At 49.5% G+C, this 14,089-nt stretch carries 12 protein-coding genes; 5 read left to right on the top strand and 7 right to left on the bottom strand.

The window, feature by feature from the left end; all coding sequences use genetic code 11:
• Positions 1–12: 12 nt before the first annotated feature.
• Complete coding sequence (locus tag Pla110_RS11265; protein ID WP_144999680.1) at positions 13–765, bottom strand: glycosyltransferase family 2 protein; 753 nt, start codon at positions 763–765, stop codon at positions 13–15.
• Positions 766–1,120: 355 nt separating this feature from the next.
• Positions 1,121–2,302: an aldose 1-epimerase family protein gene (locus Pla110_RS11260; RefSeq protein WP_144995862.1), complete on the bottom strand. Its 1,182-nt coding sequence runs from the start codon at positions 2,300–2,302 to the stop codon at positions 1,121–1,123.
• A gap of 318 nt (positions 2,303–2,620) precedes the next feature.
• On the opposite strand from Pla110_RS11260, the gene Pla110_RS11255 reads away from it, so the two are divergent.
• Positions 2,621–3,481 (top strand): glycosyltransferase family 2 protein, encoded by an 861-nt coding sequence (locus Pla110_RS11255; RefSeq protein ID WP_144995861.1) that lies wholly within the window; start codon positions 2,621–2,623, stop codon positions 3,479–3,481.
• A gap of 24 nt (positions 3,482–3,505) precedes the next feature.
• On the opposite strand, the gene Pla110_RS11250 is transcribed toward Pla110_RS11255, so the two are convergent.
• The 3 genes from Pla110_RS11250 to ectA all read right to left on the bottom strand — a co-directional run bounded on the left by Pla110_RS11250 (position 3,506) and on the right by ectA (position 5,933).
• Positions 3,506–3,898, bottom strand: coding sequence for an ectoine synthase (locus Pla110_RS11250; RefSeq protein ID WP_144995860.1), 393 nt, complete (start codon positions 3,896–3,898; stop codon positions 3,506–3,508).
• Between the two features lie 108 nt (positions 3,899–4,006).
• A complete protein-coding gene (gene ectB / locus Pla110_RS11245; RefSeq protein WP_144995859.1) occupies positions 4,007–5,272 on the bottom strand; it encodes a diaminobutyrate--2-oxoglutarate transaminase in 1,266 nt (421 codons plus the stop codon).
• A 124-nt stretch (positions 5,273–5,396) separates the two neighbouring features.
• The gene (gene ectA, locus Pla110_RS11240) at positions 5,397–5,933 is read right to left on the bottom strand and encodes a diaminobutyrate acetyltransferase (protein ID WP_144995858.1); all 537 of its coding nucleotides are present in this window, start codon (positions 5,931–5,933) and stop codon (positions 5,397–5,399) included.
• 317 nt (positions 5,934–6,250) lie between these two features.
• On the opposite strand from ectA, the gene Pla110_RS11235 reads away from it, so the two are divergent.
• Positions 6,251–7,759 (top strand): sodium/proline symporter, encoded by a 1,509-nt coding sequence (locus tag Pla110_RS11235; protein ID WP_197440669.1) that lies wholly within the window; start codon positions 6,251–6,253, stop codon positions 7,757–7,759.
• 127 nt (positions 7,760–7,886) lie between these two features.
• Here the strand turns inward: Pla110_RS11235 and Pla110_RS11230 are convergent, their stop codons facing one another.
• Together Pla110_RS11230 and Pla110_RS11225 are read right to left on the bottom strand one after the other, a co-directional pair.
• A complete protein-coding gene (locus Pla110_RS11230; protein ID WP_144995857.1) occupies positions 7,887–8,684 on the bottom strand; it encodes an inositol monophosphatase family protein in 798 nt (265 codons plus the stop codon).
• 286 nt (positions 8,685–8,970) lie between these two features.
• Complete coding sequence (locus tag Pla110_RS11225) at positions 8,971–10,125, bottom strand: hypothetical protein (RefSeq protein ID WP_144995856.1); 1,155 nt, start codon at positions 10,123–10,125, stop codon at positions 8,971–8,973.
• 385 nt (positions 10,126–10,510) lie between these two features.
• Here Pla110_RS11225 and Pla110_RS11220 point away from each other — a divergent pair, with 385 nt between their 5' ends.
• The 3 genes from Pla110_RS11220 to Pla110_RS11210 all read left to right on the top strand — a co-directional run bounded on the left by Pla110_RS11220 (position 10,511) and on the right by Pla110_RS11210 (position 13,745).
• Positions 10,511–11,581 carry a phosphotransferase enzyme family protein gene (locus Pla110_RS11220; protein WP_144995855.1) on the top strand — a complete coding sequence of 357 codons (1,071 nt, stop codon included), beginning with the start codon at positions 10,511–10,513 and terminating at the stop codon, positions 11,579–11,581.
• Positions 11,582–11,774: 193 nt separating this feature from the next.
• Positions 11,775–12,710: a tetratricopeptide repeat protein gene (locus Pla110_RS11215; protein WP_197440668.1), complete on the top strand. Its 936-nt coding sequence runs from the start codon at positions 11,775–11,777 to the stop codon at positions 12,708–12,710.
• A 195-nt stretch (positions 12,711–12,905) separates the two neighbouring features.
• Positions 12,906–13,745 carry a SirB1 family protein gene (locus Pla110_RS11210; protein WP_144995853.1) on the top strand — a complete coding sequence of 280 codons (840 nt, stop codon included), beginning with the start codon at positions 12,906–12,908 and terminating at the stop codon, positions 13,743–13,745.
• Positions 13,746–14,089: the final 344 nt, after the last annotated feature.

The following is a 14,089-nucleotide window of genomic DNA, read 5'->3' as shown; positions in this document are numbered from 1 at the left end:
CTGAGGGGGCGTTCAAGCGTCCCCGCCTGATTCGTTCACTGCTCGCGATTCCTTCACTTCGAACAACGGTGATTTCTTCAGATGCCAGCGGTGCATCAAATAGCTGCCAAGTACGCCTAACGTCGAGAGTCCGTATTTCATACTGCGGCTAAAGTTAATACTCGATGCTTCGGCGAAATATCGAACCGGCACGGGAATGTCACCCATTTTGAAACCGAAGTGGACGACCTGCGCCAGGAACTGGCTGTCGAAAACGAAGTCATCCGAATTTCGTTCGAACGGAATCGTTTCAAGGACTTCACGACGATAGGCGCGAAAGCCACTGTGAAAGTCGCCCAGGTTCTGCCCCAGTACGCTATTCTCGACAGTCGTCAGAAAGCGATTGGCGAAATACTTGTAAAGCGGCATGCCCCCCTGCAGAGTCTCCCGACGAGTCCGAATTCGAGAACCGATGCAGACATCGAGTATTCCCAGCTTCATCGTCTCGACTGCGAGGCCAATCACGCGGCTATCGTACTGATAATCCGGATGAATCATCACCACATACTCGGCACCTGATTCAAGAGCCCGACGATAGCAGGTTTTCTGGTTGCCGCCATAACCTTTATTCTGATCATGAACGATCACCGTCAGGCCAAGCTCACGAGCAACTTCCGCTGTATTGTCTCGACTGCAGTCATCCACAAGAATTGTCTCGTCAACAACCCCAGGCGGGAAATCATCCAGCGTTCGCTTTAACGTTGCAGCCGCATTATAAGCAGGCATGATCGCGATCGTCTTGCCCTCATGACGATTTGACGTCACAGGTAAGAAGGGTGTACTAACCTGTCCAGCGGGGGTTTCGGAATTCGACATGATGACGGGCTCGCTCATGAACGGTTCATTTCTTCCAGACAGTAAAATAGCAACAAGGCCTCGAACTCTTCCAGGTCTACGGATCTCGATTCGGACAATGAGACCTTACCCTCTGAATCGGCACGATCTCTTTCCTCGTTCCAGAGTCATTTCCTTTCGATGCCTTACATCAGTAGGTATGACTTTGTGGCGAGTATCGTTTGTAACGACTGGAGAAGATGTCGGGCCGATTTAATGTCGTTTTGCTGCTCAACTTTCAAGGCAGTCATTTTGCGGCAGAAGAGTGAAATGGTAAAGGCGCTGTGTGGATTTTGGGCATGATATGTTCTTGCGTCGAAGTAATCAGATGCTCGGCTTTGGAAATCTCTTCCTGAGAAGTATAGAAACTCAACGTCAGTGATATATCCCAGGATGCGCCGGGTTGTAGGGTGATTAACCTTCCCTGTTCTCGTTCAAAGCTGTTTGGATTGGGGAAACTGGTCCCCGGTTCCAAGCCAGTGCAGTAGCCATCGGCAATACTTTGTTCGTTTTTCCATTGTGTGAACCAGGGCAATTCTTTCACATTCCATTCCATGCCTGCTGCCAGAGTCCCCTTACTGTTTCGGAGTAACGCCCGCGCTTTTCCTTCGGAATCCGCACCGGGTCGCATGAAGTAACATTGCTCGGCACGACCTGGTTCAGGAGCAATGTAGTCGGCCCAGCGATCAAGTTCTTCGCCGGCCCAGTCATCACGAGGCGAAAGTTCTTCATGTGTCATGACCAGTCGTGAACCCTGCTCAAGTAGAGGTGTACCGAAATTCGTATGGTACAGAATTTCAAATTGTTGCGGCGTTCCCCCTTTGTTGATGATCTTGTCCTGAATGGTGAAGGAATTACTGCCGGGAATTGTGGTCAGGCTACTTTCCAGTTCAAAAGCGGGCCAGAATAACATCGCCTCCTCAATCAGCCCCGTCAGCTTTAAAAATCCTTCACCCTCATTGCTTGTTTCGGCCTCAAGGTAATGGACGGGCAAATTGGCGATACGTCCGTGTAGTGTGCGGAACTCTCCCGTTTCAGGATCTTTTTCCGGTGCCCCATGCCAAGCGAGTCCACATCGGCACATCAATTCGTTAAACCCGGATAGCCAACCGAGACCATCGCGTTCCTGCAAATTCACAAAGGCGGGGTTCACTGGTTGTTTGACTGGCGATGACCAACCAAATTCCGTATCACCTGCCTTTACTTTCCAGATCCCCATACCCCGGGTAGGTAAGACCGAGATCGACAGGTGGCCATTATCGATTTCAACGAGATCGACTCCGGCGGCGCGGCCCCCTTGAAAGGTCTGTTTACTGATAGAGCATTGACCAAGATTGCCCGTCAATTCTCTGCTAGTTGATGGAAGAACGATCGAGTTATGCCAAATCTGGTTTTCGACGTCGGTTAGGACGAGTTTTTCCGTGGACATCAGTCAGCCACCTGTTATTTTCACGAGGGATGGAGCGACAATTTCTGAATCAATTAAACGGGAGCGAAGTAGATCTTCTTCAGCCAAGAATCATTTCGTCGAAAGTGCGAAGGTCTTGACTTAAAGAGTTCGACCGTTCAGTATCATTCCATCATACCGAGCACTCTCGGAGATTTAAATTCGCTGAGAATTAAAATCCACCAGAGTGAATTCGGATCGGCGTAAACCGCTGTATTTCCCTCGAGTCAGGGAGACTGAGGCTCCACAACAAAACGATAATCGCATTTTTGAACTCGCATCTGTTTAACCATTGTCACCATGAACGAAGCCAACCAACCCTCCTGTCAGTCTGATGAGGATATTCTCGTCACGGACCAAGCCTTGTATAGCCAGGAATGGTACGTGCAATTAGTACGGCAATTGGGCCGTTCCGTTTGTGAACAACTGGGGGTTTATGCGATCCCACCTGATCTGCTTCTCTCGGTGGTCATCCCCGTTTATAACGAGGAAGCCACGGTTGCTGATCTGCTACGTCGCGTTATCCGCTCGCCCATTCGGAAGCAGATTATTCTCGTGGATGATTGCAGTACAGACGGAAGTTATCCGCTACTTCAAATTGTTCAAGAGCAACTGAGTAGTTCAGATTGCGAGATCATCGTTGAACAACACGAACGAAACCTGGGCAAGGGGGCAGCGCTGCGCACAGGTTTCGCGAAAGCGACTGGCGACATCGTGCTGATTCAGGACGCCGATCTGGAGTACAACCCGGAGGAGTATCCCCGCTTGATTCAGCCGATCGTAGAAGATCGGGCCGACGTCGTATATGGAAGCCGGTTTCTGGGAGATCACCCTCATCGAGTGCTTTACTTCTGGCACTACATCGCCAATAAGTTCCTGACGCTGCTCTCGAACTGCTTTACTGATCTCAACCTGACTGATATGGAAACTTGTTACAAGATTTTCCGTAAAGAAGTCATTAAGGACGTACTCCCCGGACTCAAGCAAAATCGATTTGGTTTTGAACCGGAGATTACGGCCAAAGTCGCTCGCCGTCGTTATCGCGTGTACGAGATGTCGATCAGTTATTCCGGACGCACCTATGAGCAGGGAAAGAAAATCGGTTGGAAAGATGGTCTGCAGGCGCTGTGGTGTATCGTCCGATATGGTTTGGCGGATTAAGCAACTTAGTCGTTAATTTACCGCTTACTCTTCACCTGTCAGCAATGGGTAAGCCAGGTCGGCTCCATGCTTTTCGGGACCGACGACCGGCGGGTTGAACACACAGATCATGCGCATGGTTTCTTCAGCGATGAGAATATGATGCTCGTTTCCACTGAGCGCGTACATGGTATCCGCTTTGATCTCATATTCTTTGTCGTTCGTCAGATCCTTGAGGATGCCTTTACCTTCGATGCAGTAAACCGATTCAAGATGGTTTTTGTAGTGCATCTCCGTTGTCGTACCCGCATGGATAAGAGTGTCGTGAAGCGAGAAGCCCATTCCATCTTTTTTAAGAAGCAAGCGCCGGCTAGACCAGGTCTCTCCTTTAGTTTCGCGATCAGTGTCTATCAGTTCGGTGAGAGATCGAACAATCATGGTGTACTCTGTTTATTCAGTGGTAGTCGAAGTAAAGAATTTGAAGTGCAAAATAAAGATAGAACAACCGCTATCTATGATAACGGTTATTCCACCCGACGCGCGTGTTTATGAAACGCAAGTAGGAGTTTTCTGAACGGCGAGAGCGCTCTCTTTCAGAATCTCCAACCCTTCAATCAGGGCCGATTCGCAAATGGTCAGTGGAGGTAACAGTTTGACGACTTCATCGCTGGGGCCAGAAGTTTCGATAATTAACCCACGGCTATAGGCTTCTTTCGAAATACTGGTTGCGATGGCGGGGTCTTGAAATTGAATTCCCTGAATCATTCCTCGGCCACGTACTTCTAATTCACCATCGAATTCAGCAGCGATATCCAACAGGACGTCGCGGATGATTTTAGAGTGTCGATTCACTTTGCGGGACAGGGAATCGTCTTCCCAGTACTCCTTGATTGATGCCGTTGCCGTCACAAATGCGGCATTGTGTCCGCGGAAGGTTCCGTTGTGTTCGCCAGGCTCGAAAACGTCGAGTTCCGGTTTCATCAACGTCAGTGCGAATGGTAACCCATAACCCGAGAGGGATTTTGAAAGACAGACAATGTCGGGTTGGAGACTAAAAGGCTCGAAGCTGAAGAAGGGGCCTGTTCGACCGCAGCCAACTTGAATGTCGTCGACGATGACCAGAACGTCATATTTCTTAGCCAAAGCGAACAGATCTACCAGCCACTGTTTGGTGGCGACGTTAACGCCACCTTCCGCCTGTACCGTCTCAATAATGAAAGCAGCAGGCAAATCCATACCACTACTTGAATCTTCGAGGTATCGTTCCAGATTCGCGATCGTATCTGCTTCACTGCCAAGGTAATTGCAAAACGGCATGTGAGTAACATTCGCCAGAGGAACACCTGCTCCGGCACGTTTGCCTCCGTTGCCAGTCAGTGCTAACGATCCAAGCGTCATTCCATGGAATCCGTTGGTAAACGAGACCACATTATGTCGTCCGGTTACTTTGCGAGCCAGCTTAAGTGCTGCTTCCACCGAGTTAGTTCCGGTCGGTCCTGGGAACATGACTTTGTAATCCAGGCCGCGTGGTTCCAGGATAACATCGTTGAAGGTTGTTAAAAATTCTCGTTTAGCACAAGTAGACATATCGAGTGCATGTGTGATTCCATCTTTCGATAGATATTCAATTAGCTTCCGTTTGAGTGGTTCAGGGTTGTGTCCGTAATTCAACGACCCTGCACCGGCGAAGAAGTCAATGTAACGATTGCCATCTTCATCAATCATGAGATGGTCTTTAGCCGTATTAAAGATTGCCGGGAACGTTCGGCAGTAACCGCGAACATTGCTTTCCAACGCTTCGAAAATATCCATTTAAATAAGACTCGCTTTGAGAGTAATTCGTATGAGTTCAATTTGGGTGTAGTACTGTGGAGGGATAGAACTTCAAAATGACTGAAAACTCTGCGCAGTTTGCAACAGAACTCAGTTTATCCTATCAGGGAGCCAGCTCACTGATTCTTAGCTCAGTGGTATTTAACGGCCCAATTCGCAAACGGGGTTCAGCATCATGTCCGCCAAAGACGAATTCTGATTCAACAAACCCGGTTTCTTCATTGATATCTAGACGATTCGCGTTCGCATATTTTTCAAATAAACGCCGCGATGCCTGATTATCGGCCGTAACAGTCGCTTCCACATACTCAAGACCTTGTTGCTGACGACAACGGTCCACCAGAGAGATCAACATACGTAAAGCAATACCCCGACGCCGCGCAGATTGACTAACGCCAACTTGCCATATAAATAAAGTGTTGGGCGTTTCGGGGGGGCGATAGCCGGAAATAAATCCGACGATACGTGAGCCATCTTCCGCTACAATGCATGATTCCGAAAAATCACGGCAGAGCAAAAGATACAGATAGCAGGAATTTGAATCGAGGACACCAGTCTCTCGAACAAGACGCCACATCCAACCCGCATCCATCGTGGTTGGCTGTCGCAACGTCAGCTTCTGATTGTCAGACTCGTTCATTCTTTGAATTACGTCGAGTGAGGCCCTCGGCGAATCGCAGAAATCAACCCCATCGGTTGATTCTCGAGCTGCTTTGTAGAATACCTTTGACACCTAAATAGTTGAGTTTTGAGTATAGTACTTATCGGAACAACATCAACCCCTCTACAAGTTAACATCTGGTGAGGCTAGTTTCACGGCGTCATCAATGTGCTATTGAGTCTGCTATAGCAGGGCGAAAGTTTTTTTCAATTATCCTCAGGAATTTAAGCCCGAACGCATCCTCAAAGAAGTGGGTTGGGTCTGATTGTCTGAACTGTTAGTATCGATGGTCCTGCATGTCAGTACGCATTTCTTTACCACTTCATACTCGGGCACATCGCGGTAATATGGATCTTGTCATTGTCAGCTTCGTCGTTTCGCTTCTGGGCTTCATCATCATTGGAGTCCTTTCCACATTCCAACGAAAAGCAACAACAGAAGATTATTTGCTTGCTGATCGTTCGGTAGCTCCCTGGCTGGCAGCGCTTTCTGCCGTGGCGACGAACAATAGCGGATTCATGTTTATTGGCCAGATCGCATTCGCCTATCAATATGGGATTCAGGCAATCTGGATAATGGTGGGTTGGATCGTCGGCGACTTCTTCGCTTGGGTATACATACACCCGCGTATCCGCGAACAATCGGCGACCTTCGGTGCAACGACCGTTCCCGCCCTCATTGCCAGTCAACCAGGCGGAAAGACGAATCGCCCTGTCGCCGCAGTGGCTGGCATACTGACCTTTCTTTTTCTGGGAGTGTATGCCGCCGCGCAACTGAAAGCAGGGAGTAAGGCCCTCGAAATCCTGTTCGAATGGCATCCGAATACGGGAGCCATCATGGGCGCGATCATTGTTGTTCTTTACTGTTTTTCCGGCGGTATTCGAGCTTCAATCTGGACGGACGCGGCGCAGTCTTTTGTTATGTTTTTCGCGATGGGTATTTTACTACTCGCGGCGGCTCAGGAAGTTGGATCGCCAACTGCGCTATGGGATAATCTCAAAGATCAAGACCCGTTGCTGGTCCAATGGATTCCCGACAATTTGCTGTTTGGGTTTGCCATGTATCTGATCGGGTGGGTATTCGCCGGATTCGGTGCCATTGGTCAGCCACATATTCTCGTTCGTTTCATGGCAATCCGATCCGTCGAGGAAATTCGGCAGGCACGCACCGTTTACTTCCTCTGGTTCATTCCCTTTTTCCTGGGAAGCATTGCTGTCGGAATGTATGCACGTGGATATATCCCTGACATCACGGCGTTACCGATTGCTCAAGGACTTGACGCAGACTATGCCGCAGAACTAACGATGCCCGTCATGGCCAAATTATTGCTCCCCGACGTCCTTGTGGGAGTCGTGCTGGCGGGTTTATTTGCAGCCACGATGTCAACCGCCGACTCGCAGATCCTGGTTTGTTCAGGAATGATTGGCAACGACATCAATCCCCGTTGGAAAAACTCGTATGTAATAACCAAGCTGGCGACTCTGGGAGTTACTGGGCTCGCATTGAGCATCGCGTTGTTCGACGACGAACGCGTTTTTAATCTCGTGCTGATTGCCTGGTCGGCACTGGGAGCAGGGCTGGGACCAGCACTTGTGATACGCTTATTCCACTTGAAGACGTCGACAGTGGTGACATTGTTAATGATGCTTGCCGGCGTGGCGACAGTGATCGTCTGGCACAACACACCCTATAGTGGATCATTGTTCAAAATCGTGCCCGGAATGTTGGCTTCATTCCTTGTCTGGGTAGTCGCGTATCCATTTCTCCCGTCCAACGATGATGGAACGACGAGAGATTCGATATAACGTTTTCAATCGGACTGAACCTGTCCAGGGGCCTTCTTAATACTAAGAGGGAAACGGTGAAGGTTCGATGTCCGGGAAAACGTGAGAGTCACGATGATTGCGAAATACAAGAAGTCGATAATTCGCGTTACGACTGTCGTGGATTAAGCATCTCGATGAACTGATCTTTGAGAGCAGCATTTACGGAAATACCATTGCTGCCGTAGATCGTTGCTTCGCCATCCCAGTTCAGGTAATGACCACCCGCTTCTTCGAGAATTGGGAGAAACGGGGAAGCGTCCCAAGGATTCATTTCTGGTTCCAGAATCACTTCGGCGCGTCCTGTCGCTACCATTGCGTGACCGTAGCAGTCTCCCCAGTTTCGTAGCAGTCGAGCTTCGCTTCCGAGGTCACTCAGCAGGTCGCGAATTCCTTTAGTGTCCCACAGTTTGATGTCGGTAATGCAGACGAGCGATTCGCTTAGTTTGGAGACGGTGGAGACATGACATTGTTCGGGAGCATTGGCTCCTTTTTTCCACCAGGCTCCTCCACCACGACGAGCGTAAACAACTTCATCAAGTCCGGGGAAACGACAGAGCCCTGCGACCATCTCGCCATCTTTTTCAATTCCGATCAATGTTCCAAACAACGGAATTCCATGCACGAATGATTTGGTGCCATCGATTGGATCCAGAATCCATTTGTATCCATTCTGAGATTCTTTGTCGTCGAACTCTTCACCCTGAACACCATCTTCGGGATGGACTTCAGCCAGGCGTTTGCGAATCAACTCTTCTGCACCACGATCGGCGATGGTGACGGGGGAGAAGTCCCCTTTCACTTCGACTTCCAGATCTTTGTGCTGGTAGTGCTTGAGGATGAATACCTGAGCTTCCTCAGCAAGTTTTAAGGCGAGTTCTAAGCGAGATTCAATTTCGGAAGTCATTGTGATTCTACGTCCTGCCCGAGGGGCGAAAACTATCTCATAAGGAGCATGTTAATTGTGGCCTCAATACTGAACAGGACCACGGTCGTGAAGGGCGTTTTGGCTGCCCGAACGGCGTCATGATGGCAATCTCCGGGACGGCTAGCAACTGAGAGCGAGGTCGAAATCGAATTTTCACAAAATTGTTCGCTTACTCGTCAAATTTCCACCGTGGCCCGCGCATGAAAAACGCGAAGGGAACAATTCGTTCACCTTCGCGTTCTGTTTGGATACTCAAGTTTAACCGTTAGCGGCTAACCATCCGAGGACCTTTAGTGTCGGTTTTCGACAAGGCTTTCTGTTTGCCCGGTTTACGAACAACTTCCTGAACAGTCACTTTCGAGCTGGAAGCCTGACGCAATCGAGTACGAGCTGGAGCGTGCAAGCTGAACTGGTTATCAAGGTTCAGAGGTCGCAAGCCTTCCCGCTCTGCAGGGATGGCATCCTCAGGCGTCGGAATCGCTTCTTCCTGCGCCTTTTTCAACTCAGATTCGATTTCGCTTTCGATTTCTTCTGGAGTCGTTACTGGAGCTTCAAGAGAAGTTTCGTCTTCTTCTACAGCTTCAGCAGGTTCTTCTGATTCAGGTTTCTTTGTGGTGACGACATCCCCTTCAGCAGGGACAACCGGTTTGGCAACGGCACGATCTGTTTCCGTTTCAGTGCCATTTTTTCCGAATGGACTTTTTTCGAAAACGTTATTATTTCTTTGGTCGCGTGGACTGGGAGCGCCTTCGCCTGGACCGGCCGGTTCGACAGAAGGTTCCAGAATATCCAAGTTGGGATTGAACTCTTCATTAGGGCTCGGCAGGGGATCTAATCCGTTATTCTCGTTCGAAATTGAAGGTTCTGTCTCGTTATTGAGGTCGAAGTCCAGATCAGATTCTGGTCTTCTATTTCCAGGGCGTCCCTCATTTGGCCGACTGTTAAGGTCATCACGAAAATTTGGGCGAGTCCCTTCCCAATTAGAATCCCCTTCCAGATTGGGTTCAGGGGGGGGGCTGTAGGTTGAATCGGGAGACTCATTCTCGTTCCGTGAACGAATAGGCTCCATCTCTTCGTCAACAGGCTTTTTCGATTCGCCTGCTTCGGGACTTTCATAGGTAATGGATTCGGTTCCGCAGTTTTCCGAGATACCACAATTGCCAGAGGCACAACTGCTGCCACCATACATCACAGGGCCGTAACCACAGGAGTTGCATCCCGAAGGAGCATACACAGGTGGCTGGTAATAGGACTGCATTGGTCCACAGCAGTTGCTGGAACCGCCGTAGTTAGCCGAGTGGCCCCAGCCATTGAACCAATTAAAGAAACAGGAAGCTTGGGAAGGAGTTACCAACCCAACCGCCAATAACACGATTATTCCTGAAGTAAGTACAGAACGACGGAACAATTTTCTTAACATAGCTTTTCCTTGGTGTATCCCCGAGAATAGAACATTCCGTTGACTCTGAATTAAGAGCAATTTCAACAGCCATTCAAGAAATCAAAACCCGCAGTCCATTACCGCAACACGGAAATGAAAATAGGAGTTTGAATTCGGGAATGAATTCCAGTTGGGTGAGGAGGGATGGAGTGAGCTGCGTACTATAAAACACGCCCGAGACACCTGTCGCGGTCCAATTTCACCCGTCTACATTCTCACTTACCAGCAGACCAGCTTCAACCGGGAAAATCAACCTTACCAGACTAAATTACGCATTCGGGGGGATAGATTCGATGCGGCCCCCGAATTGATAGCATTTCATGCCATTTTGAAGCTCTGATAACATTCCAATCTCGTAGAAATCATGTCGACCCCACATCCTTCCCACAATCGCGAAATTTCCCAGGTCCTGGCTCACTACGGGCTGGCGGATGGGATCGGCGCGAATGCCCCCCCCACAGTCTACCGGGGATTTAGTGGAGCCGAGGTGTATCGGGTAGAAACGGTTAAAGGTCCGGTCGCTGTACGTCGCTGGCCCAAAGATTCACTTCCTCGGGAACGGATTCGGGAATTACACCGGTTCTTGAGCCATTTACGCCAAACTGGCTTAAAGACAGTCGCGGTGCCCTTCGCGTGTCGAACCAACCCGACCGAGACTTTGGTCGATCACAAAGGTAACCTATGGCACTGCGAGTCTTGGTTTCCGGGCAATAGCGACCTTGCCTCTCGACTGACTCCCTTCAGGATAACCGCATCTCTTCAAGCGTTGGCGGACTGGCACTTGGCGGCCAGCACGTTTCAGCCGCTCATTCCGGCCTCAACCTGGTTTTCTCAATCACCGCAAGCAGCTGTTCCAGCGATTCAAGAAAGACGGGTGATTCTGCAACGTTGGACACCGGAGCGAGTCGTTCGCATTTTGGATCGACTTCAATTCGTGCAGCCAAATCAGCAAGATGAGGTATGGTCGAAGTGGGTTTCGGAATATCTTCACGAATACCTTCCTCTCGCCCCTCGAATTGAAGAGGAACTCAACCAGGCTGCATTGTGGCAGGTACGGTTGCAGCCTTGCTTGAGAGATGTCTGGCACGATCATATTTTACTGGACGGTGACCAGGTCACTGGAATTATTGATCCGACTGCTGCTCGAACGGAAAATGTTGCAATCGACCTCGCTCGGCTACTCGGCAGTTTGTTTCCGCCCGAATGTGAGTATTGGAATTTGGCATTAGAGGCATATCAGCAAAAGAATTCCCTGTCCCAGACGGAATTGAGATTAGTAAGCGTTTTTTATCGAAGCAGTACGCTGTTGAGTGGACTCAGTTGGATCGAAAAACTGATCGGTGGTCAGCAAAAGTTGTTCAAGAATCCTCAGGTTCGCGACCGACTTGTTCAATTACTCGAACGACTGCGACAACTCCCTAACTATCTGAAATAACCCTAGTTAAGGAATTTTGAGGATTTTGAATCGGGCTTTTTCGATTCGGGCTAATCTGCTACGATCCCGGCGCGTTTCTTGCACCGAATTCACATAGATTTCCACCGCCCGCTATCACTCCGAGAACAAGTCGATGCCCCCAAACCCATCCAGGGTTTCTCTGTGCAGACCAATCTCGGTGATTTCAGAAATAATGCGACCGATCTTTTTCCAAATTATTGCGATCCTGTTTCTACTCAGCATGCCGCTGCTTAGTGGCTGCAGTTGGATGCGCACTTCTATTATGAATCCGATCGACCAGGCGCACCTGCTTACAGCCAAGGCGGAAACAGCCTATGACAACCATGACCTGCACCGCGCCGAGCAGATGTACCAAAAAGCGATTGAAACCAATCCACGTGATGGTGATATCCATCGTAAGCTGGCCGAATTGCTGATCACCCAGGGCCGAATCCCGGAAGCGATCAAGCACTTAAACGACGCTGTGGAAAGATCTCCTGATGACCCCGAGACCCAATACCAACTTGGAAAACTCCTGTATGAACAGGGGGAACTTAGCTCTGCTCTGGAAAGTCTCGATCAGACGCTCCAGATCGATCCTGCACACATCGACGGGTTGTCGCTAAGAGCGAAAATTGCGTTACTCGAAAACGACGAAGCAACGGCAATTTCTACTTACCACCGCATTCTGACCGTAAGCCCTGAAAACGTTCCGGCCCGAATTAATATGGCCGAGTTGCAACTGAAGCATGGGCACCCCGAACGTGCCGCTCCAATTTTGCGAAATATCTGCGAATGCAATTTCGCATCGAACGACGTCAAAACAGATGCGTATTGGAAGCTGGGTGAAACGTACGCTCGAATGCAGCGCTGGGATGATGCTGTCGACTCTTATCAAATTGCACAAAACCATAGACCGTCCGAAAATGCGGATGACTGGTTCAGTGTTGCCTTCGCCAATTACCAGGCGGGGCATCCCGTTCAGGCGGCAACGGCAGTGCAGCAGGCATTGCACCTGAACAGCGACCATTCCCACGCACAAGCCCTTTCAAACACACTCGCCCAGCAAAGACTGCGAGATGCGGCTGTGCAACAAACTGCTGGTCAACCCATCCGTTTCGCCCAATAATAATCAGGTTCTTAGTGGCGATTCAATAATGATATTCAATATCAAGTTTGTGATCCGTACTGGCCACTGTTCGACAGAGATGCAATTGTCAGCATTTCGAGACCCTGCTAGAATCCCCCGCCCCGTTACGGCAATCAACTCACTAAGTATTGCTTCTTAATAGTTTTACGATCATTCACTTTTTCGGATAGTTCCATGCATCGACTGATCAGCTACGAGGAAGACCACGAGTTCTGCAAACTGCTGCAGCGTCGGTCCGATATTGACCTCGCCGTGGTCGCACTGGAACTGAGCCGTGATGCTTACCCGGATCTCAATTTCGGGGAGTCACTGGCGTGGATTGATCAGCGCGGTCGAGAACTTGCCGTTGAGCTAAAAACATCAGACAACGATTTGCACCGACTCCAGAAGGTTTCCAACTGCCTGTCGACTCGCCATGAGTTACAGGGAAATGTGAAAAGCTTCCAATCCGTCGACGGTAGCTATCTGCATAGAGTCATCGAGCAACGACACGGTTTACCAATTGTACTGTCCATTATTTATCAGGCTGTTGCAGAACAGGTGGGGATTGTTCTGCATGGTGTTGCAGCACCGATGCATTTTATCCTCTGCTACTTGGACGGCGACGAACCGCTATACGTCGATCCCTTCTCCGGTGGAAAAGTGATGAATCGCGACGACTGTCTGATCTTCCTGTCCAAACGGACTGAATTTGCACCTGACGAATTGGATCCTTATCTGCGACCAGCGCGACCGCGTGAAATCGTAATTCGCATGCTGAATAATCTGAAAGCGCTTTACGCTCAGGAAAAAGATTGGGCTGCATCGCTGAAGGTACAGCAGCGTCTGTATAGTTTGGAGCCCGCCGATCTCTCAGCAAAGCGGGACCTGGGCATTATTGCCTTTCACGCAGGCGAAACCGGGAAAGCGTGGCAGATTCTGAAATCCTGCTTGCCCGAAGCTTCGGAAAAGGAGCAGATCGTCCTGGCTGGTTACCTCAACCAGGCCGAACGAAAGCTTTCTCAGTGGAACTGATTTCACAGCTCAAATGAAGCTTCTCAGGCCGTTGGATGGCCTGAGAAGCTGTCTATTCCGGTGTCTTTTCGTCAGTCGAATTCCTCAATTCCGAGAAAAACAGCTGGTCTGCCCTGTTTGACATTATCTGAATAACAAGCTTGTCTATAATATCGCATTGGGTGAGACAGCAGTTTAAATAGCCCTGTTTTTCCCGATTCCTTGACATATACGCGGAAACACGCTGTAATTTGCCTAGGATAACTCTTTTAAACTGAATCGATTTGAATTGACGAATACAGGAGTCTCGGATTGGGTCCCGAATACCTTTCCTGAAGTCTTTACAGTTTGATCCAGTGAATCAG

Source organism: Polystyrenella longa (assembly GCF_007750395.1).
GTDB classification, from domain to species: Bacteria; Planctomycetota; Planctomycetia; order Planctomycetales; family Planctomycetaceae; genus Polystyrenella; species Polystyrenella longa.
This window is presented reverse-complemented; position numbering and strand designations above follow the sequence as displayed.